The sequence below is a fragment of the Bradyrhizobium sp. SZCCT0148 genome (genome assembly GCF_018129985.1).
GTDB classification, from domain to species: Bacteria; Pseudomonadota; Alphaproteobacteria; order Rhizobiales; family Xanthobacteraceae; genus Bradyrhizobium; species Bradyrhizobium japonicum_H.
On record NZ_JAFCKT010000005.1, the window covers coordinates 450,531 to 469,674 of the forward strand.

The window sequence follows — 19,144 nt, forward strand, 5'->3', positions numbered from 1 at the left end:
CTTCTGGGGAGGCGGCCCTTGAACACGATCCAGTATCTCGAAGATCAGGCTGCGCGCGCCGAGCGGCTCGCCAAACGGATCACGGATGCGCTGACGATCGAAAGGCTGCTGAGCTTCGCGGGCGAGCGGCGCCGCGAGATCGAGGTCATCGCCGGCAAGCACCGCCGCGCCTGACCCCCGCGTTCATGCGCTGAGCGCATTCGCCCTCGCGGTGAGGCGCGGAACTTCTTCCCTCTGCCTGCGTCATGTTGTCATTGCAGAAGAGGAGGAATCCATGGGCTTTGGAAGAGGTGCTTTGCTTTGGTTGCTTGGCGTGCCGCTGCCGATCGTTCTGCTGCTGGCATTGTTCTGGCACCACTAGGCTGACCAGATCACACGAAAGCGCCGCGGAAGCGGCGCTTTTTTGGTCTGCGCGAATTGGCGAATTCACTTCAGCTGTGGCTCTCGACGAAGTCGCTGAGATAGTCGGGCAGCCTCACGCCGTCGATATCGCAGCGCGCCCTGATCTCATCGGCAACGTCGGTCGAGATGTCCTTCATCCAATGTTCGAGCGTGTTGAAGGAAATCACCTTGATGGGGTCGTTGAAGCAGCCGGCGACGAGCTCGCCGATCGTGGATTCGAGATCGCTGCGTTCGATGCGGATCTCCGTCGCCTGGTTGAGGCGATCTATCACCACGAACATGGTCTTGTCTGCGCCATAGGGCACGACGGGAGGTGGCACGCCAGCTTCGAGCATAAGAGGCACTCACGCAATGGCTTCCGATTTCCAACAACGGGAACAACCGGCAGAAAGTTCCTGACCTCGCGCGGGTGAAAACGCCGTCAGAGAAATTCTCTCCAGCGCGCGAGCTCGATGACGTGTTCTGGCGAGAGGATGCCGGTTACGAGCGGCGGCTGCGCCGCTGTCCGGATCTCATAGAGGTGCCTGGTCGTCGCCGGCTTGGCCATGAACGCCGAGATGCATTCGTCGAGGGTGCCTTCGACGACCTGGTAGGGCTCCCGGTCAGGCTGACGCTGATTGGCCAGTGATGGCCATTTGTTCAGAACTGCAAACGCACCGAAGTCGACTTTTGACTCCGCAACCATGTCCCCCATCGCACCGCCTCACGCAAAAAAGCCCCAGCACGCCGATTCCGCGCGCCGGGGCCTACACCTGTCGCTGCATCTCACTGCCTCACCCCAAAACGCGGCAGCCGGGAAAAAGTTCCCGGCTGCCTGTCGCAATTCAGCTCGCCGCGGCCGCGATCTTGAAGCCCGGACCAGGCTCGTCGCGACTGACCTCGGGCAGCCCGGCGAAGCGTCGCAAGGCTTTCGCCATCTGCACCCGCCCGGACACACCCGTGATCACCACATCGACCATGGTGAAGGACGAGTGGAAATGGCCGCGTGCTTTCAACTGCTCGACCGGGACGCCCGCGGCCGACATCGCCTCGGCATAGGCGATGCCCTCGTCGCGCAGCGGATCGAACTCGCAGGTGACGACGAAAGCCGGCGGCAGGCCCGCGACCTTGCCGCGCAGCGGCGAGACGCGCGGATCGGCGCGATCGGACGGCGAGCAGTAGAGGTCCCAGAACCAGTACATCAGCGAGCGCGTCAGGAAATAGCCGGTCGCATTGTCGTTGTAGGAGGGGCGATCGAAGTCGCAGTCGGTGACCGGGCACACCAGGAGCTGGCCGGCGATGTCCGGCCCGCCACGGTCGCGCGCGAGCTGGCAGGTGACGGCAGCGATGTTGCCGCCGGCGCTCCAGCCCGCAACCAGCACGGGACCCGGTTTGCCGCCGAGCTCGGCGGCGTGCTCGGCGATCCAGCGCGTCGCCGCGTAGCCGTCCTCGGCTGCGGCCGGGAAGCGATGCTCCGGCGCATGGCGATAGCCGACGCTGACGAACATCATGCCGGTCCGGCGGACCATGTCGCGGCAGAACGGCTCGTCCGACTGCTCGTCGCCAAGCACCCAGCCGCCGCCGTGGAAATAGACCACGACCGGATGCGGCCCTGATGATGCGGGCTTGTAGACCCGATAGGGTAGCGGACCGTCGGGGCCGGGCAGCGTGCCGTCCACGATCTCGCCAATGGGGCGTCCAGCGGGACGGCTCTTGTTGAACTCATTCACGAAGGCGCAGGCGCCTTGCGCGCCCATCGACTCGATCGGGGGCAGGTTGAGCGTCGCCAGCAGATTGAGCACCAGCCGCACGTCGGGCTGCAGCCGTACCACCTCGCCGTCGTTGCATTGCGTGGCGCCACCGGGGCCGGTGAGCTTGAAACCGAGCATGCCGCGGTTGACCACCTCGTCGCAGATGCTGCGATAGGGGCCGACGCCGCCGGTATAGGGCATCAGGCCCTGCACCTTGCCGGGGACGTTGGCGCCCGTGTACCAGGTGTTGGCGAGCCGATGCAGCGTCACCATCGAGCAGTCGGCCATGTGCCTGTTCCAGCCGGCCTGCGCCGTCTCCGTCGGCTCGATCGTGGTGAAGCCGGCGTCGCGCAATGCCGCAAGACGATCCACGACCCAGTCGACATGCTGCTCGATCGACACCGCCATGTTCGACAGCACCGACGGGCTGCCCGGCCCGGTGATCATGAAGAAGTTCGGGAAGCCCTCGACCGTGAGCCCGAGATAACTTTGCGGTCCCTGTGCCCAGACGTCGGTGAGCGACCTGCCGCCGCGCCCCGTGATCGGATGCACGGCGCGGATCGCGCCGGTCATGGCGTCGAAGCCGGTCGCGAACACGATGACGTCGAGGTCGAAGCTGCGGCTGCTCGTGGAGATTCCGCCGGCCGTGATCGCCTTGATCGGCTCCTTGCGCAGATTGACCAGCGTGACGTTCGGCCGGTTGTAGGTGGCGTAGTAGTTGGTATCGAGGCAGGGACGCTTGGCGCCGAAGGGATGGTCGTCCGGCATCAGCGCGGCCGCCGTCTCGGGATCCTTCACCGCCGAACGGATCTTCTCGCGGATCAGGTCCTGGACGATCCTGTTGCCGTCGACGTCGACGGCCTGGTCGGCCCAGAGCTGGGTGAGCATGTGGACGAGGTCGCCGGCGGCCCAGGCGCGTTCAAACCGCTCGCGACGTTCGGCGTCGCTCAATTGCCAGCTCACGACCGTCTGCTGCGGATAGGGCACGCCGGCCATCGACTGGCGCGCTTGTTCGCGATAGGCGGCACGGTCGGACTGCAGCAGGCTCATGCGGTCGGACGGGGCCGGGCCGTTATGCGCGGGCAGTGCGAAGTTCGGCGTGCGCTGGAACACGGTCAGGTGCGCGGCCTGCTCGGCGATCAGCGGGATCGACTGGACGGCCGACGAGCCCGTGCCGATCACGGCGACGCGCTTGCCCGCGAGATCGACGCCGTCGTGCGGCCAGCGTCCGGTGAAATAGACCTCGCCCTTGAAATCCTTGACGCCGTCGATCTCCGGCGGCTTCGGCGCCGAGAGGCAGCCGGTGGCCATGATGTAATGGCGGCAGGACACCGGAGCGCCGTTATCGGTGGTCAAGTGCCAGCGCTCGGTCTTCTCGTCCCATTTGGCTTCGGTGACCTTGGTCCGGAAGCGGATGTCCTTCCTGAGATCGTAGCGGTCGGCGACGAAGCCGAGATAGCGCAGGATTTCGGGCTGGGTCGCGTATTTTTCCGACCAGGTCCAGGCTGTCTCCAGCTCCGGATCGAAGGTGTAGCTGTAGTCGATGGTCTGGATGTCGCAGCGCGCGCCAGGATAGCGGTTCCAGTACCAGGTGCCGCCGACGTCGCCGGCTTCTTCGAGAGCGACCGCGTTGAAGCCGGCTTTGCGCAGGCGATGCAGGAGATAGAGGCCGGCAAATCCGGCGCCGACCACGGCGACATCGACCTGTTGAGCGGTTCCGCGCTCGCTGGAGGCACGTGTGGCAACCATCGCGTCAGGCATGGCATCCTCCCGAATGTTTTGTTTGCCGGCAGGCTATCGCTGCAGGTTCAGCTTGTCATCATAGCAAGTGCAATCTTCGGTGGTCGTTTGCGGCGGCATCAAGGCCAATTGAATGTTGCAGCGCTACACGCACTGCGATGCACAATGGCCGTGTTGACCCGGGGTAATCATGCCCGGTCCATCTGTGTATGCTTGCGGCTACAAGCCACGCGTAGCGATCGGGCGTCATGTCAGAGTTGAGTGAGCGAACCAAAGCCAACATGGACGTCGTCCTGGAGGAGACGTGCCGGCAACTGCCGCACGGCGGCGATCACGACAGCCGGAGATTCATCGCCGAGCGCCTGATTGAGGCTGCACAAGCGGGGCACTCAACGCTCGGCGAACTCGGCATCGTCGCGCGGCATGCGCTGGCGGAGATTATCGCAAAGCGCGGTTAGTGTGAGCCGAGGCTTGCCCCTCGGCGCGCTGCGGACTTAACCTCACGGGACCTTTCCGCGCATCGAGATGCTCCGAAGATGCGATCCTTGCTCGCGCTTCTTGCGGCCTTCATCGTCCTGTGCTGCGCCGGCTCGGCCGTGGGTCAGCCGGTCGGACAGTTTCCATTCGCTCTGACGCGCGAAGGACAGATGCTCGGTGCCGTCGAAGGCGAGGTGGCCTCGTTCAAGGGACTGGCCTACGCCACGCCGCCGCTCGGCACGCTACGCTGGCGCCCGCCGCAGCCGACGCCGGAAAGTTCGGAGATGCACACCGCCTACACGTACGGCGCGCCGTGCCTTCAACCGTCATTGCCTGATGCGAGCGAGGATTGCCTGACGCTGAACGTGTTCCGTCCCTTCGGCGTCGACGGGCCGCTGCCGGTGATGATGTTCATCCACGGCGGCGGCTTCGTCAGTGGCACGGCGAATGAGCGGCTGTTCGACGGTGCCAGGCTAGCGCAGGCCGGTCTCATCGTGGTGACCGCAAATTATCGCCTCGGCGCGCTCGGCTGGCTCGCTGATCCCGCGCTGACGGACGGCGGCTCCGGCAATTGGGGTCTGATGGACCAGATCGCCGCGCTGCATTGGGTTCATGACAACATCGCAGCCTTCGGCGGCGATCCCGACAATGTCACCTTGTTTGGCAGCGGCGCAGGCGCCACATCGATCGCGCTTCTGATGTTGTCCGCGCAATCGCGCGGCCTGTTCCATAAAGCCATTCTGCAATCGATCCCCGCCCGGGCGCGGTTGCGCTCGTCCCAGGAGGCCGAAGCGATCGGTCGGCAGTTCGTGGCGGCGCTCGGGCCGCAGGCGGATTTGCGCGCCGCCGAACCGCGACGCCTGCTGGCCGCCGAAAGCCTTTTGCTGGAGCAATCGCGGCACGGCTTCGCGCCGATGATGGATGGAGCTCTGGTGACCGAGGATATCGCTGCAGGCTTTGCGGCCGGACACCAAAGCCGCATTGCCCTGATGATCGGCTCGAACGACGACGAGACCGGTTTCGACGACGAGGTCGACACCAGGCAGGAGCTTGCAGCGTCAGGCCTTACGAGCGATGATCTGCGCCAGCTCTATCCCGATCTCGCCAAGCCTTCAGATCTTGCGACGAGGTTCTATACCGACAAGGTGTTTTCCGAGCCCGCCAGGCTGCTGGCGCGCCTGCATGCCGCACGTGGCGTGGCGACCTTTCGCTATCGCTTCGCCTATGTACCCGAGGCGCGTCGCGGCAATCCCGGGGCTGGGCACGGACGCGAACTGCAGTTCATCTTCGGAGCGGAGGGCGTGCCGGGAGCGGGCATCTTCTCGCGAGCCGATCGAGAGGTCGCCAGCCGCGTGCGGTCCTATTGGATCAACTTCGCCAGACGCGGCGATCCCAACGGTCCCGACCTGCCGCATTGGGATTCGGCCGCAAACCGCGATCGCCTGCTGCTGATCACGAACGATCGCATCGCGAGCGGTGACGATCCCCTGGCGGAGCGTCTCGACCGGCTCGCGCGCTAGCGCGACAAAAATGGGTTGGACTTAAGCGGCGAGTTCGACGCGGGGCGCCGGCGTCAGCCGGTTTTCCTCAAGATAGTCCATCGCGCCGTCCTTCTCGACGGCGTAGAACTGCTGGCCGTCCCGCGACTTGAAGGCGGCGCGAACAATGCCGCGGCGGCCCTTGTCACTGTTGACGACGTCCCCCAGCGCAAACTTCCTCATCTCACGTCTCGCTTGTCTTCAGGCCGACTGCTTCGGCCACACCGGGGATCTTGGGCGGCAAATCGTTAACGACTTGCTAACCATGCCGGTTTGCCTATGCTTGCGGTCGTCGCGCGGGCGCTGGCACGCGCATCTGTCCGACGAGACCAATCCGATGACGCGATTGCCGACCCTCTTCCTGTCGCACGGCGGTGGCCCGTGGCCATTCATGGAGGATCGGCGGGTGCAATATGCGAAGACCGCCCAGGAGTTTGGCCGGCTGCCTCAGTTGCTTCCCGAGAGGCCGAAGGCGGTGCTTGTCATCACCGGCCATTGGGAGGCCGATGCCTTCACCGTCTCGACCTCGGCGCAGCCGCCGATGGTGTACGACTATTACGGTTTTCCCGAGCACACCTATCACCTCAAATATCCGGCGCCGGGCATGCCGGAGCTCGCAGTGAAGGTGAAGGCGCTGCTTGCGGGCGAGGGTGTCGCTTGCCGGGAAGATCCCAAACAGGGTTTCGATCACGGCACCTTCGTGCCGCTCGGCCTGATGTATCCCAATGCCGACATGCCGATCGTGCTGCTGTCGCTGAAATCTGCTTACGATGCGGCCGAGCACATCAAGGTCGGCGAAGCCATCGCCGCGCTCCGCGATGAAGGCATCCTGATCGTCGGCAGTGGGCTGACCTATCACAACATGCGTGGCTTCAACCGGCCGGAGTCGAAGCCGGTCTCGTATGACTTCGAGGCCTACCTGAACGAGGCGATCAGCAACCCCGATCCCGCCCGCCGCAACGCGATGCTGGTCGATTGGGAGAATGCGCCCAGCGCCCGGCTCGCGCATCCGCGGGAGGACCATCTGCTGCCGCTGATGGTGGCCGCCGGTGCCGCCGGCAGCGATATCGGCAGGCGCGTCTTCGTCGACGAGGTCGCGAGCGTGGCGATGGCGTCGTATGTGTTTGGATGATTGATTCTTCCTCTTGCCCGTATAGGAGAAGGTAGCGCGAAGCGCCGGATGAGCGATATCTCCCCGCAAGTCCGACTCTCATATAAATTTGCGGAGAGATACACCTCACCCGTCTCGCCGCACCGCGGCGAGCCACCCTGTCCCACAAGGGGCGAGGGAATCTCACCCATATCGCAACTTCATCACCAGGATGCATCCCGCGAGCACGATGGTCACGGCGTTGGCGGCAACCAGCGGCGCATCGCCCGAGAGCAGGCCGTAGATCAGCCACAGCGCGAGGCCCAGCACCATCACCAGGAACATGCCGAGCGAGATGTCGCCGGTGGAGCGGGTCTTCCAGACCTTGATGGCTTGCGGCGCGTAGGCCACGGTGGTGCAGGTGGCGGCGGCAAAGCCGATCAGCTTGATCACGAACGGGTCCATGCCGGCTTTATAACATGGATTCGACGACGGTCATGCCTCAGGCACGCTGCGCCATCAGGCTGCGATACAGCGCGGCGTAGTCACCGGCGCGGTTGCGCCAGGAGACGTCGGTTGCAAGGCCGCTCAGTTGCAGGCGTCGCCAGGCTGCTTTGTTATGGAAGGCCGTATTGGCCTTGCGCAGCGTCCAGGCGAGGGCCTCCGGCGTCACGGGTGCGAACTTGAAACCGGTGGCATCGCGGCCGGAGGCGCCGGCGTCTCCGATGTCCACGATGGTGTCCTCCAGCCCGCCGACGCGCGAGACGATGGGAACGGCGCCGTAACGCAGCGCACAGAGCTGGGTGAGGCCGCACGGCTCGAAGCGCGACGGCACGATCAATGCGTCGGATCCGGCCTGGATCAGATGGGCCAATATCTCGTCATAGCCGATCACGACACCGATCCGGCCGGGATTGGCGCGTGCTGCAGCCTGGTAGCCGTCCTGCAGATCGCGGTCGCCGCTGCCGAGCAGCGCAAGCTGCATGCCTTCGGCGAGAATGATCGGAATCGCTTCGAGCAGGAGATCGAGCCCCTTCTGCCAGGACAGCCGGCTGATGACGCCGAGCAGCGGCGCCTCGTCGGAGGAATCGAGATTGAACTGCTGCTGCAGCACCGCCTTGTTCGCGGCCCGGAAGGTCAGGTCCTCGGCGCCGTAGCGGTAGGCGATGTGCGGATCTTCCTGCGGATTCCATACCGAGATGTCGATGCCGTTGAGGATGCCGCTCAGCACGTTCGCGCGTGTACGCAACAGGCCGCCGAACCCCATGCCGCCTTCGTCGCTCTGGATTTCCCGCGCGTAGGTCGGCGACACCGTGGTGATGCGATCGGCGAATTGCAGGCCCGCCTTCAGGAAGCTGATGCCGCCGAAATATTCGATCTCGTTGACGCTGAATGCGTGCCAGGGCAGGCCGATCGCACCGATCAGCTCGGGCGCGAACTTGCCCTGATAGGCCATGTTGTGGATGGTCATCACGGTGCCGGGCCGCGGACGATTGTCATAGTGCAGATAGGCCGCCGCGAGCCCGGCCTGCCAGTCATGGGCGTGCACGATTTCGGGCACGAAGGCAGGAACGAGGCCGTGGCCGATATCGGCAGCGATACGCGACAGCGCCGCGAAGCGCACGCCATTGTCCGGCCAGTCGACACCCTCAGTGGTGACGTAGGGGTTGCCCGGCCGCGCATAGAGATGCGGCACGTCGAGCACGAACAGATCGAGCCCGTCATGGGAGCCCGCAAGCAACCGCCCCGGCCCGCCGAAATAATCCGGCCAGCTCCGGATTTGCTCTACGTTCGATACCAGCCGCATCACGTCGGGATAGCCCGGCATCAAGGTGCGCATCTCGACGCCATGCGCCCTCAGCGCGATCGGCAACGCGCCGGCGACATCCGCGAGGCCGCCGGTCTTGATGATGGGATAGACTTCAGAAGCGACCGCGAGGACGCGAACAGGCGTCATGCATTGAGCCTGTCGATCATCGGCTGGGTGACGAGCGAAATCCCCTGCTCGGTGGTGCGGAAGCGCTTTGCGTCGAGTTCGGGATCCTCGCCGATCACGAGTCCCTCCGGAATTTCGACGCCGCGGTCGATCACGACGTTCTTCAGCCGCGCGCCGCGGTTGACGTTCACATAAGGCATGATCACGGCGTTCTCGACATTGGCGTAGGAGTTGATGCGCACGCCGGTAAACAGCAGCGACCGGCGCAGCGAAGCGCCGGATATGATGCAGCCGCCCGAGACCAGCGAGCTCACGGCCTGGCCGCGCCGGCTCTCCTCGTCATGGACGAATTTCGCCGGCGGAGTGATCTCCGCATAGGACCAGATCGGCCAGGAGCTGTCGAACAGGTCGAGTTCGGGCACGACGTCGGTGAGGTCGATATTGGCAGCCCAATAGGCATCGACGGTGCCGACATCGCGCCAATAGGCGCGTTCTTCGGTGCCGGAACGGACACACGAGGTTGAGAACTGGTGCGCCATCGCACGGCCATTCTTGACGAGGTAGGGAATGATGTCCTTGCCGAAATCGTGGTTCGAGTTCGGGTCTTCGGCGTCGCGCTTGAGCTCATCGAACAAGAGCTTCGCGTCGAAGACGTAGATGCCCATGCTGGCGAGCGAGACGTCCGGCTTGCCCGGCATCGGCGGCGGGTCCTTCGGCTTCTCCAGGAATTCCTGGATCCAGCCGTTCTCGTCGATATGCATGATGCCGAAGCCGGAAGACTCCGCCCGGGGCATCTCCAGGCAACCGACGGTGACGTCGGCGCCGCTCTCGACGTGCTGGCGGAGCATCACCTCGTAGTCCATTTTATAGATATGGTCGCCGGCCAGCACGACGATGAAACGGCAGGCGTGCGCTTCGATGATGTCGATGTTCTGGTAGACCGCGTCCGCCGTGCCGACATACCACATGTTCTCGGAGACGCGCTGGCTCGCAGGCAGGATGTCAAAGCTCTCGTTGCGTTCGGGGCGGAAAAAGTTCCAGCCCATCTGAAGATGCCGGATCAGGCTGTGCGCCTTGTACTGGGTCGCAACAGCAATGCGGCGGATGCCAGAATTGACGGCATTGGACAGCGCGAAATCGATGATGCGGGACTTGCCGCCGAAATAGACGGCCGGCTTGGCGCGGCGGTCGGTCAGCTCCAGGAGCCGGCTGCCACGTCCGCCGGCCAGAACGAAGGCCAGCGCCTGACGGGCAAGCGGCTCGGGTCTCGCGGCACTCATGTCATCCTCCAACACGCTCGGCGCAGACCGAGGCTATTCGTCGCGAGAAACCTCGCTCCCGTGGAACCGATAGTAACGATACGAATAGTCAATCGTGAAGTAGGTTGTTGGTTGCGAAGGCGGGAAGCTTAATGCTTTGCGTCGGCCGCAGGGCTCCGGCATCGGCCGGCGTCACGTCGGGCAGAGCAGCGCGTAGGTCCGCCTCGCAGGTCGGCAGCCGCTTGGCAGGAGCATGGAGGGACTTGTGCGCCGCACGCAAATCCGCTTTGAAAATCCGGACTTTGACTTGGCGCAAAGATGCCCGATCATGCTGCTGCGATCCTTTTCAAAGCGAAACGTCAGACAGGGAGCAAGTCGATGAGGATCTGGAAAACGGCAATTGCCTGTTCGGTCGCCGGCGTGGTCATCGCCGGGCAAATTCAACAGGCGGCGGCGGCCCCGCTGCCGACCAACGTCGCGACCATGAAGGCCGCGGTCGGTGACGACGTCGCGCAAGTTCATTGGCGCGGTCGTGGCTGGGGATTGGGCGCAGGCGGCCTCCTCGCCGGTGCGATCATCGGCGGCGCCATCGCCAGCGGCGCGCCTTATGGCTACGGCTATTACGGCGGCGGCCCGTATTATGGCGGCTATGGCTATCCGGGTTATGGCTACGGTTACGCCCCGGCCTATTACGGCGGCTACGGATACGCGCCGGCCTATCCGCGCTATTACCGGCCCTACCGTCCGTACTACGGCTATGGCTACGGTTACTACCGGCCGTACCGGGTCTATCACCGCCACTATTACCGCGGATATTGGTGAGGACCGGCTCGAGCATGCGCGCAAACGATGAGCGTTTGCGCGCACCTTCGCGCGATGTGGCGGCGTGCAGACGGGCGCGAGGTATCGACGCGTGAATGCTGCCCTCTCACGCAATTAACAATGTGGTCCCGCCGGGCGTTGCGCGGCAGTGGACATGGAACTCAATGGAATAAGCGACGTTTGCAGCGCTGGGCAGGCAATCGGGAGCGGTGCCGTGCGAGCGCAGACGACGCTAATTCATTGGCCTGTTTTTCATTTTCTGCCTTGTCCGCCGCCCGAGCCGAAAGCGGGCTCGCCTCCTATTACAGCTACGCAAAGGCCGCCAAGGGCGAACTGACCTGCGCGCACCGGACCCGCCCGTTCGGCAGCGTGCTCAAGGTGTCCTACAGCGGCCGCACGATCCAATGCCGCGTCAACGATCGCGGCCCCTTCATCCGCGGCCGCATCGTCGATCTCTCGGTGCCGGCCGCCCGCGCGCTCGGCATGATGAGCGCCGGCGTGGTGCGGGTCTCCGTGGAATAAGCCGTCGCGGGCGCTATAGTGCCGCCCAAAGCATGGGGGCGCTATGGCAGGGATAAGGGTTGGGCTCGTCGGCTGCGGCTTCGTATCGGAGCTGCACATGTATGCGTTCCGGCGCGTCTACGGCGTGGACGTCGAGGTCGCGGCGGTGGCTGCCCGTGGCGACCATGTCGTCGAATTCGCGGGCCGCCACCGCATCCCGCGGGTCTATCGCAGCTTCTCTGAACTGGTCGCGGACGCAGCTATCGACGTCGTCGACATCTGCACCCCGCCCAATCTCCATGCCGAAATGATCGTCGGTGCCATGCAGGCCGGCAAGCACGTGATCTGCGAAAAGCCGTTCGCCGGCTATTTCGGCCGCGACGGCGACTCGCAGCCGATCGGCAAGCACGTGCCGAAGGCGCTGATGTACCAGCGCGTGATCGAGGAGATGGACAGGACGCGCGCCGCGATCGAGCGCACCGGAAAGCTCTTCATGTATGCCGAGGACTGGATCTACGCGCCCGCGGTGACCAAGACCGCGGAGATCATCAGGGCGACGAAGGACAAGATCCTGTTCATGAAGGGCGAGGAAAGCCATTCCGGCTCGCACGCGGCCCACGCCGCGCAATGGGCGATGACCGGTGGCGGCTCGCTGATCCGCATGGGCTGCCATCCGCTCTCGGCGGTGCTGTACCTGAAGCAGGTGGAGGCGAAGGCGCGCGGCGAGAACATCGGTGTCGTCAGCGTCACCGGCGATGTCGGCAACGTCACCGCCGCGCTCAGGCCCGAGGAGCGCAGCTACATCAAGGCCAACCCGCTCGACGTCGAGGATTGGGGCACGCTCACGGTCACCTTCTCCGACGGCACCAAGGCCACCGTGTTCTCCGGCGACATGATCATGGGCGGCGTACGCAATCTGGTCGAGACCTATACGTCCGGTGGCTCGCTGTTCGCCAACATCACGCCGAACAATCATCTGATGAGCTACCAGACCTCCGAAGAGAAGCTCGCTTCCGTCTACATCACCGAGAAGGTCGACCGCAAAACCGGCTGGCAGTATGTCTGCCTGGAGGAGGAATGGACGCGCGGCTATCTCCAGGAGATCCAGGACTTCATGGAATGCGTGGCGACGGGCCGGCAGCCGCTGTCCGACCTCGCGCTCGCCTATGAAACGATCAAGGTGAACTACGCGGGGTATTGGGCGGCGGAGGAGGGGCGACGGGTGGTGTTGTAGGACCGCTGACGAGACACAGGCACGCTACCATCGTTCTCCCCTTGTGGGAGAAGGTAGCGCGAAGCGCCGGCTGAGGGTTTTTTCTCCGTGCGCTCGCTAAGGGTTGGACTCGCGGACAGAACCCATCACCCGGCTTCGCTTTGCGAAGCCACCCTCTCCCGCAAGGGGAGAGGGTGCTCCGTCGTTGCCTACGCCCCGTAGGTCGAGCCCTTCGGCAGCGGAAACACCGGGTCCCGTGTCTTGATGTTGGTCGGCCACACCACCGAAATGTGCTCGCCGGCGTTCTGCATCACCACCGGCGTCGAGCGTTCGTTCTGACCGGACAGCGGCGTGCCCGGCGGAAAGAATTTCACGCCGTAGCCCTGGATGGTGCCGCCGGCGGGTATATCGACGTCGAGCGCGGCCTTGCGGATCGCCTCCGGCTCGAAGCTGCCGTACTTCTCCTTGGCCACCGGCAGCACGTTGTTGAGCAGCACCCAGGTCTGGTTGAAGCCCATCGAGCAGTGCGGCGGCACGTCGGTGGCGCCGGTCTTGGTCTGGTAGCGCGAGACCATGGTCTTGATCAGATCGCCCATGCCCGGCGCGAGCTTGGCGGGATCGAGCAGCTGTGCCGGCACCGGATCGATGTTGCAGAAATTGTCGATGTCGGGACCGAAGGTTGCGCGCAGCTTATCGAGCTGGCTGTAGCCCGCACCGGCGCCGAACAACATCTTGAAGCGCAATCCGCTCTCGCGAGCCTGACGCAGGAACAGGGTGATGTCGGGGTTGTATCCGGCATGTGAGATCACGTCCGCCTTGGCGCGCTTGAGCTTGGTGACGAGCACCGAAAGATCGGGCGCGGATGCCGAATAGCCTTCGCGCAGAACAACCTGGATCCCGGCCTGCTTGGCATAGGCTTCGTCCGCTGCGGCGACGCCGACACCATACGGGCCGTCCTCGTGGATCAGCGCCACCTTGACGTCCTTTGCGTCCATGCCGAGCTTGCCCTGCGCATGCTCGGCGATGAAGCCGGCGAAGGCCTGGCCATACTGGTCGGAATGGATCTGCGCGCGAAACACGTATTGCAGGTTCTTGTCCTTGAACACGGCGGTCGAGACCGCGGTCGTGATCCAGAGGATCTTCTTCTGCTGCTCGACCTTCGCCGCCATCGGCACCGCATGCGCGCTGGAATAGACGCCGTTGATGATGTCGATCTTTTCCTGGCTGATCAGGCGCTCGGCTTCGTTGATGGCAACATCGGCCTTGCTCTGGGAGTCCGCCGCGACGGGTACGATCTTGGTCTTGCCGCCGATGCCGCCCTTCTCGTTGACGAGGTCGATGGCGATCTGCGCGCCGACCGAGGAGGCAACCGAGCCGCCGGCGGCAAAGGGACCGGTGAGGTCGTAGATCAGGCCGATGCGCAAATTCTCGGCCTGCGCCTGGGCCCTGGTCCAATCGAGGCTGAGCGTGGCGGCGGCAGCCGCCGTACCCTTCAGCAGCTGCCTGCGTGAAGTCGGCATCCTATCCTCCCTCAAAACCGTCTTGTGACTGGTTGTTATTTTTTTGCGAAGTATGGGGAGGGGGACCGCGGAAAGTCAACATCGCGAAAGTCGGGTGCGCCGCAGAACGCAATTGCGAAATGCGGAGAGGCCCGGCGAGATCGCAGCGCTACTGCGACAAGCGTCGCGCCAGATAAGGCGCCGTCTTGCTGCCGGCCGTCGCGCTGCTCTTGGCGACCTCGCCCGGCGTCCCCGATGTCACGACACGGCCGCCCTCGTCACCGGCGCCGGGGCCAAGATCGATGATCCAGTCGCTGTGGGCCACGACGTCCATGTCGTGCTCGACCACGATCACGCTGTTGCCGGCGTCGACGATCCGATCGAGCTGGGCGATCAGCCGCTCGACGTCGCGCGGGTGCAAGCCGGTGGTGGGCTCGTCAAGCACATAGAGCGTGTGGCCGCGTTGCGGGCGCATCAGCTCGGTCGCCAGCTTGATCCGCTGGGCCTCGCCGCCGGACAGTTCGGTCGCGGACTGGCCGAGGCGGATATAGCCGAGACCGACCTCGCGGACGACCGACAGCGACCGGTTCAGCGTGGCATCGTCGCGGAAGAAGTCGAAGGCCTCATCCACGCGCATCGCCAGCACGTCCGCGATGGATTTGCCGCGGATCTTCACCTCGAGCGTCTTGTCGTTGTAGCGCGCGCCCTTGCAGGTCGGGCAGGGCGCGTAGACGCTGGGCAGGAACAGCAACTCGACGCAGACGAAGCCTTCGCCATTGCAGGTCGCGCAGCGTCCCTTCGCAACATTGAACGAGAAGCGCCCGGCGTCGTAGCGTCGCGACTTGGCCTGAGGCGTTGCCGCGAACAGTTTCCGGACATGGTCGAACAGGCCGGTATAGGTCGCAAGGTTGGAGCGCGGCGTACGGCCGATCGGCTTCTGGTCGACGACGACCAGACGATTGATCTGGTCGAGTCCGGCAACGATCTTGCCGCCAAGCGTCTCGACCGTCGGAGCGAGGCTGTCGTCGTCCGTGTCGGTGGCGAGCGTATGGCCGAGATGCGCGGCCGCGGTCTCGACGAGGAATTGGCTGATCAGGCTCGACTTGCCGGAGCCCGACACGCCGGTGATGCCGGCGATGACGCCCAGCGGAATGTCGACGTCGAGGCCACGCAGATTGTTGCGGGTCACGCCTCTGAGCTTCAAATGTCCCTTCGGTTCACGGCGCTGCGTCGGCAGCTTCTTGCGCGGACGTGCGAGGTAATGCGCGGTGTGCGATTGCTCGACGTCGCCGAGTCCCGCCGGCGGCCCGCTGTAGAGGATCAGGCCGCCGCTTTCGCCAGCGTCGGGCCCGACATCCACCAGCCAATCGGCGTGTCTGATCACCTCGATCTCGTGCTCGACCACGAGGATGGAATTGCCGGCGTGCTTCAGCCGGTCCAGCGCCCGCAGCAGCGCCTCGGTGTCGGCCGGGTGCAGACCTGCGGAGGGCTCGTCGAGCACGTAGACGACGCCGAACAGATTGGAGCGGACCTGCGTCGCCAGACGCAGGCGCTGCAGCTCGCCCGGCGACAGCGTCGGCGTGCTGCGCTCGCAGGCGAGATAGCCGAGGCCGAGGTCGAGCAGGACGGCAAGGCGCGCCGACAGATCCTCGCAGATGCGCATCGCGACGACGGTCTTCTCCGATTTGTCCGCTGAAGGTCTCGCAAACGGCCTGATCACTTCGTGCAACCGCTTCAGCGGCAGGTGAGATATTTCGGCGATGTTGTGCCCGGCGAACTTCACCTTGAGCGCCTCGGGCTTCAGCCTTGTGCCATGGCAGGTCGGGCAGTCCCGCGTGATCAGGAATTGCGCGACCCGGCGCTTCATCATCGCACTCTCGGACTTGGCGTAGGTCTGCATCACGTAGCGCCTGGCGCCGGTGAAGGTGCCCTGATAGCTCGGCTCTTCCTTGCGGCGCAGGGCGCGCTTGACCTCGGCGGCGTCATAACCGGCATAGACCGGCACGGTCGGCTGCTCATCCGTGAACAGGATCCAGTCGCGGTCCTTCTTCGGCAGCTCCCGCCAGGGCTTGTCGACGTCGTAGCCGAGCGTTGTCAGGATGTCCCGGAGGTTCTGTCCTTGCCAGGCGCTCGGCCAGGCCGCGACGGCGCGCTCGCGAATCGTCTTGGTGTCGTCGGGCACCATCGATTTCTCGGTGACGTCGAGCATCCGGCCGATGCCGTGGCAGGTCGGGCAGGCGCCCTCGGGCGTATTCGGCGAGAACGATTCCGCATAGAGCATCGGCTGCCCCCGCGGGTAATCGCCGGCGCGCGAATAGAGCATCCTGAGCAGGTTCGAGATCGTGGTGACGCTGCCGACCGACGACCGCGTCGTCGGCGAGCCGCGCTGCTGCTGGAGCGCGACCGCGGGCGGCAGGCCCTCGATATCGTCGACCTCGGGGATCTGCATCTGGTGGAACAGCCGCCGCGCATAGGGCGACACCGACTCCAGGTAGCGCCGCTGCGCCTCGGCGTAGATCGTTCCAAAGGCGAGCGAGGACTTTCCGGAGCCCGAAACGCCCGTGAACACGACGAGGGCGTTGCGCGGGATCTTGACGTCGACGTTCCTGAGATTGTGCTCGCGAGCCCCGCGCACCCGCACGAAGCCGTCGTCCTCCATCGGGCTGTCGGGCCGTCCTGGTCGATCGTCCATCTCGCCTCCTCCGGCCCCCCTGGGGGAACAACGACAGGATCGCAGGATGGGTCCTTTGAGGCCAGCGGGCCGGTGCAATCCACACAAGACGATGGGCCTTGCAGAGGTGCCGGGCCGGGAGATTGCAGAGGACTTGGCGCCGGCGGTTCGCGCCGGCGCCAAGCCCGTATTTGCAGGTCCGTACTTGCCTCGCCTCAGCCCGGTCCTGCGCCTTGCGTTGCCGTGAACACCGCATAGAGCGACTGGCTCGCGGCCATGAACAGGCGGTTGCGCTTGGGGCCGCCGAAGGTGATGTTGCCGCAAACCTCCGGCAGGCGGATGCGGCCGAGCAGCTTGCCTTCCGGCGACCACACCGTCACGCCGCTATAGCCGACCGCGCGCCCGGCATTGCTGGAGGCCCAGACATTGCCGTTGACGTCGCAGCGCAGGCCATCGGGTCCGCACTTGACGCCGTCGATCACGCAGTCGCTGAACCGCTTGCCGTTGGACAGCTTGTTGTCGGCGCCGACGTCGAACACGAAGATATCGCCTTTGCCGCCCGGGCCTGTGTCGCCCGGTCCCTTGCCGGTCGAGGCGACGTAGAGCTTCTTGTAGTCGGGCGAGAAGCACAGGCCGTTCGGGTCCGGCACCTGCTCCTCGGTCACGACGAGATCGATGCGGCCCGAGGGATCGATGCGATAGCAATTGGTCGGCAATTCGCGCTTGCCGGGGACGAAGCCTGCGGGCTGTCCGATCCGCGGATTGAGCTTGCCGCCCGCATTGCTCGGTCCGCCCGCCACATCGGGTTCGCCTTCGTAGAGCTGACCGCCATAGGGCGGATCGGTGAACCAGTAGCTGCCGTCGGGATGCGCGACCACGTCGTTCGGCGAGTTCAGCTTCTTGCCCTGATAGGAGTCGGCGAGCACGGTGGCGGTGCCGTCATGTTCGTAACGCGTCACCCGGCGGGTCAGATGCTCGCAGGAAAGCTGGCGGCCCTGGAAGTCGAAGGAGTTGCCGTTGGAATTGTTGGAGGGCGTGCGAAACACGCTGACGCGGCCGTCGTCCTCGCTCCAGCGCATCTGCCGGTTGTTGGGGATGTCGCTCCACAACAGATACCGTCCTTGCGCGCTCCAGGCCGGGCCCTCGGCCCACAGCACGCCGGTGTAGAGACGCGTGATCGCGGTGTTGGGCTGCGCGAGATCGTTGAAGGAGGGATCGACTGCGATGATGTCGGGATCCCAGAAATAAGTGGTCGGCGCGCCCCGGGGGCCGAAATCGCGCGGCGGGGTGGTGATGGTGGTCGGCGGTGCGGCGGGCCCGGTCTGGGCCAGCGCGGGGCTGGCCCCGGTCACGGTGGCGACGGCGCCGAACGCAAGCCCCCGCACAAGTGTTCGTCGTGAAAGCGCAGCATCCTGCTCACGCTGCATGTGGTCACGAGCCGCGGGCTCCCCCGTCTCCTGGCGTGTCATCGCGTCCTCCCAATGATGTTCGCTGACCGGTTGATCCGGCCGAGCGGAAGCCGAGGTTAATGCGGTCCGCCGCCGGTTGCGAGAGGAATAGAATTCTTCCGTGCGGTTGTGAGCCGCAATGTCGTCATATTCGAATGCGTTGGAGAAAAAGCCGTGTCGAAGCCATGATTTTGCGCGGATTGCCACGCAAGAACCGGCCGGGCAGATGCACGGAGTTGAATGTGAGTGGCGTCATCGTATTGATCGTATTGCTTGGGATCGCGTTCGCAGCCGGCTATTTCACGCGTGATCGCATCTCCAGCAAACGACGCGCGGAAGCGCGCCGCTGGCGCGAATATAGCGAGCCGGATTGGCTCACCGCCAATGCGCCCGCGAACACCAACGAGATCGCGAGCGCGACCCCAGCGGTCACCGGCGAGCTCGGCCAGATGCTGACCCGCTGGGAAAGCCGGGCCCGCGCCCGCCGCGCGGGGTAGGGCGAAGCTTGTAGCGCCGTAGCGCCCGGATGGGCGCAGCGACATCCGGGGCCTTCGGGCCGGCTGCACCGCTCTCCGGGTTCGCTCCTCTCAACTTGGCTGCGGGCCGCGCCTGTGTCGGCCTCTGTCAATCCGCAAGCGCGAAAATATTCCACTTTACCGAAATTCGGTTTCGGCGTATGTGTCGCCCATCCCGGCTCACCCAAGAGGGGCGACGTGAAGTCGTCACGTTCGCGAGCCGGGCTTGCGGTGGACGCGGCAGCGTCGGCACGAGAGGCGCGGGCAGGGCGGGTAGTCCCTGTGAGCCCGAGGCCACGTGCG

18 protein-coding genes are annotated in these 19,144 nt (G+C 64.9%); 8 read left to right on the forward strand and 10 right to left on the reverse strand.

Features of this window, described 5'->3' with window-relative positions; translation table 11 throughout:
• Positions 1 to 18 precede the first annotated feature (18 nt).
• Positions 19 to 174, forward strand: a complete 156-nt coding sequence (locus JQ580_RS19105) for a hypothetical protein (protein ID WP_212281661.1) — start codon at positions 19 to 21, stop codon at positions 172 to 174.
• Between the two features lie 257 nt (positions 175 to 431).
• Here JQ580_RS19105 and JQ580_RS19110 read toward each other — a convergent pair whose 3' ends face one another.
• The 3 genes from JQ580_RS19110 to JQ580_RS19120 form a co-directional block, all read right to left on the reverse strand.
• Entirely contained in the window at positions 432 to 737 is a 306-nt protein-coding gene (locus JQ580_RS19110) for a hypothetical protein (protein ID WP_212281663.1), read from the reverse strand.
• A gap of 86 nt (positions 738 to 823) precedes the next feature.
• A complete protein-coding gene (locus JQ580_RS19115) occupies positions 824 to 1,096 on the reverse strand; it encodes a hypothetical protein (protein WP_212281664.1) in 273 nt (90 codons plus the stop codon).
• A 130-nt stretch (positions 1,097 to 1,226) separates the two neighbouring features.
• Positions 1,227 to 3,893 (reverse strand): flavin-containing monooxygenase, encoded by a 2,667-nt coding sequence (locus JQ580_RS19120; protein WP_212281666.1) that lies wholly within the window; start codon positions 3,891 to 3,893, stop codon positions 1,227 to 1,229.
• 260 nt (positions 3,894 to 4,153) lie between these two features.
• Between JQ580_RS19120 and JQ580_RS19125 the strand changes: the two genes are divergently transcribed.
• A complete protein-coding gene (locus tag JQ580_RS19125) occupies positions 4,154 to 4,330 on the forward strand; it encodes a hypothetical protein (RefSeq protein ID WP_249134260.1) in 177 nt (58 codons plus the stop codon).
• A gap of 78 nt (positions 4,331 to 4,408) precedes the next feature.
• Positions 4,409 to 5,869 carry a carboxylesterase/lipase family protein gene (locus JQ580_RS19130; RefSeq protein WP_212281670.1) on the forward strand — a complete coding sequence of 487 codons (1,461 nt, stop codon included), beginning with the start codon at positions 4,409 to 4,411 and terminating at the stop codon, positions 5,867 to 5,869.
• 21 nt (positions 5,870 to 5,890) lie between these two features.
• Here JQ580_RS19130 and JQ580_RS19135 read toward each other — a convergent pair whose 3' ends face one another.
• On the reverse strand, positions 5,891 to 6,070 hold the full coding sequence (locus JQ580_RS19135) for a hypothetical protein (RefSeq protein WP_212281671.1): 180 nt from the start codon (positions 6,068 to 6,070) through the stop codon (positions 5,891 to 5,893).
• A 154-nt stretch (positions 6,071 to 6,224) separates the two neighbouring features.
• Between JQ580_RS19135 and JQ580_RS19140 the strand changes: the two genes are divergently transcribed.
• Entirely contained in the window at positions 6,225 to 7,019 is a 795-nt protein-coding gene (locus JQ580_RS19140) for a DODA-type extradiol aromatic ring-opening family dioxygenase (protein WP_212281673.1), read from the forward strand.
• Positions 7,020 to 7,181: 162 nt separating this feature from the next.
• Here JQ580_RS19140 and JQ580_RS19145 read toward each other — a convergent pair whose 3' ends face one another.
• The 3 genes from JQ580_RS19145 to glgC are packed head-to-tail and all read right to left on the reverse strand — an operon-like array spanning position 7,182 to position 10,193.
• Positions 7,182 to 7,442, reverse strand: coding sequence for a SemiSWEET transporter (locus tag JQ580_RS19145; RefSeq protein ID WP_212281675.1), 261 nt, complete (start codon positions 7,440 to 7,442; stop codon positions 7,182 to 7,184).
• A 37-nt stretch (positions 7,443 to 7,479) separates the two neighbouring features.
• Positions 7,480 to 8,934: a glycogen synthase GlgA gene (gene glgA, locus JQ580_RS19150; RefSeq protein WP_212281677.1), complete on the reverse strand. Its 1,455-nt coding sequence runs from the start codon at positions 8,932 to 8,934 to the stop codon at positions 7,480 to 7,482.
• Positions 8,931 to 10,193: a glucose-1-phosphate adenylyltransferase gene (glgC, locus tag JQ580_RS19155; RefSeq protein ID WP_212281679.1), complete on the reverse strand. Its 1,263-nt coding sequence runs from the start codon at positions 10,191 to 10,193 to the stop codon at positions 8,931 to 8,933. The genes glgA and glgC overlap by 4 nt, the downstream gene beginning before the upstream one ends.
• A 357-nt stretch (positions 10,194 to 10,550) precedes the next feature.
• On the opposite strand from glgC, the gene JQ580_RS19160 reads away from it, so the two are divergent.
• The 3 genes from JQ580_RS19160 (at position 10,551) to JQ580_RS19170 (ending at position 12,729) form a co-directional block, all read left to right on the forward strand.
• Positions 10,551 to 10,994: a hypothetical protein gene (locus JQ580_RS19160; protein ID WP_212281680.1), complete on the forward strand. Its 444-nt coding sequence runs from the start codon at positions 10,551 to 10,553 to the stop codon at positions 10,992 to 10,994.
• Between the two features lie 264 nt (positions 10,995 to 11,258).
• A complete protein-coding gene (locus tag JQ580_RS33870; RefSeq protein WP_249134261.1) occupies positions 11,259 to 11,516 on the forward strand; it encodes a septal ring lytic transglycosylase RlpA family protein in 258 nt (85 codons plus the stop codon).
• Positions 11,517 to 11,559: 43 nt separating this feature from the next.
• Positions 11,560 to 12,729 (forward strand): Gfo/Idh/MocA family protein, encoded by a 1,170-nt coding sequence (locus JQ580_RS19170; protein WP_212281684.1) that lies wholly within the window; start codon positions 11,560 to 11,562, stop codon positions 12,727 to 12,729.
• Between the two features lie 188 nt (positions 12,730 to 12,917).
• Here JQ580_RS19170 and JQ580_RS19175 read toward each other — a convergent pair whose 3' ends face one another.
• The 3 genes from JQ580_RS19175 to JQ580_RS19185 form a co-directional block, all read right to left on the reverse strand.
• Positions 12,918 to 14,228, reverse strand: coding sequence for an ABC transporter substrate-binding protein (locus JQ580_RS19175; protein ID WP_212281686.1), 1,311 nt, complete (start codon positions 14,226 to 14,228; stop codon positions 12,918 to 12,920).
• Between the two features lie 148 nt (positions 14,229 to 14,376).
• Positions 14,377 to 16,899, reverse strand: a complete 2,523-nt coding sequence (gene uvrA, locus JQ580_RS19180) for an excinuclease ABC subunit UvrA (protein ID WP_212281687.1) — start codon at positions 16,897 to 16,899, stop codon at positions 14,377 to 14,379.
• A gap of 194 nt (positions 16,900 to 17,093) precedes the next feature.
• Positions 17,094 to 18,305 (reverse strand): SMP-30/gluconolactonase/LRE family protein, encoded by a 1,212-nt coding sequence (locus tag JQ580_RS19185; protein WP_409363215.1) that lies wholly within the window; start codon positions 18,303 to 18,305, stop codon positions 17,094 to 17,096.
• A gap of 263 nt (positions 18,306 to 18,568) precedes the next feature.
• Between JQ580_RS19185 and JQ580_RS19190 the strand changes: the two genes are divergently transcribed.
• Positions 18,569 to 18,823 carry a hypothetical protein gene (locus JQ580_RS19190; protein WP_212281691.1) on the forward strand — a complete coding sequence of 85 codons (255 nt, stop codon included), beginning with the start codon at positions 18,569 to 18,571 and terminating at the stop codon, positions 18,821 to 18,823.
• Positions 18,824 to 19,144: the final 321 nt, after the last annotated feature.

Coding starts and splice junctions, on each gene's coding strand:
- JQ580_RS19110 (WP_212281663.1), bottom strand. CDS start 737: ATGCTCGAAGCTGGCGTGCCACCTCCCGTCGTGCCCTATGGCGCAGAC.
- JQ580_RS19115 (WP_212281664.1), bottom strand. CDS start 1,096: ATGGGGGACATGGTTGCGGAGTCAAAAGTCGACTTCGGTGCGTTTGCA.
- JQ580_RS19120 (WP_212281666.1), bottom strand. CDS start 3,893: ATGCCTGACGCGATGGTTGCCACACGTGCCTCCAGCGAGCGCGGAACC.
- JQ580_RS19125 (WP_249134260.1), top strand. CDS start 4,154: ATGGACGTCGTCCTGGAGGAGACGTGCCGGCAACTGCCGCACGGCGGC.
- JQ580_RS19130 (WP_212281670.1), top strand. CDS start 4,409: ATGCGATCCTTGCTCGCGCTTCTTGCGGCCTTCATCGTCCTGTGCTGC.
- JQ580_RS19135 (WP_212281671.1), bottom strand. CDS start 6,070: ATGAGGAAGTTTGCGCTGGGGGACGTCGTCAACAGTGACAAGGGCCGC.
- JQ580_RS19140 (WP_212281673.1), top strand. CDS start 6,225: ATGACGCGATTGCCGACCCTCTTCCTGTCGCACGGCGGTGGCCCGTGG.
- JQ580_RS19145 (WP_212281675.1), bottom strand. CDS start 7,442: ATGGACCCGTTCGTGATCAAGCTGATCGGCTTTGCCGCCGCCACCTGC.
- glgA (WP_212281677.1), bottom strand. CDS start 8,934: ATGACGCCTGTTCGCGTCCTCGCGGTCGCTTCTGAAGTCTATCCCATC.
- glgC (WP_212281679.1), bottom strand. CDS start 10,193: ATGAGTGCCGCGAGACCCGAGCCGCTTGCCCGTCAGGCGCTGGCCTTC.
- JQ580_RS19160 (WP_212281680.1), top strand. CDS start 10,551: ATGAGGATCTGGAAAACGGCAATTGCCTGTTCGGTCGCCGGCGTGGTC.
- JQ580_RS19170 (WP_212281684.1), top strand. CDS start 11,560: ATGGCAGGGATAAGGGTTGGGCTCGTCGGCTGCGGCTTCGTATCGGAG.
- JQ580_RS19175 (WP_212281686.1), bottom strand. CDS start 14,228: ATGCCGACTTCACGCAGGCAGCTGCTGAAGGGTACGGCGGCTGCCGCC.
- uvrA (WP_212281687.1), bottom strand. CDS start 16,899: ATGGACGATCGACCAGGACGGCCCGACAGCCCGATGGAGGACGACGGC.
- JQ580_RS19185 (WP_409363215.1), bottom strand. CDS start 18,305: ATGCAGCGTGAGCAGGATGCTGCGCTTTCACGACGAACACTTGTGCGG.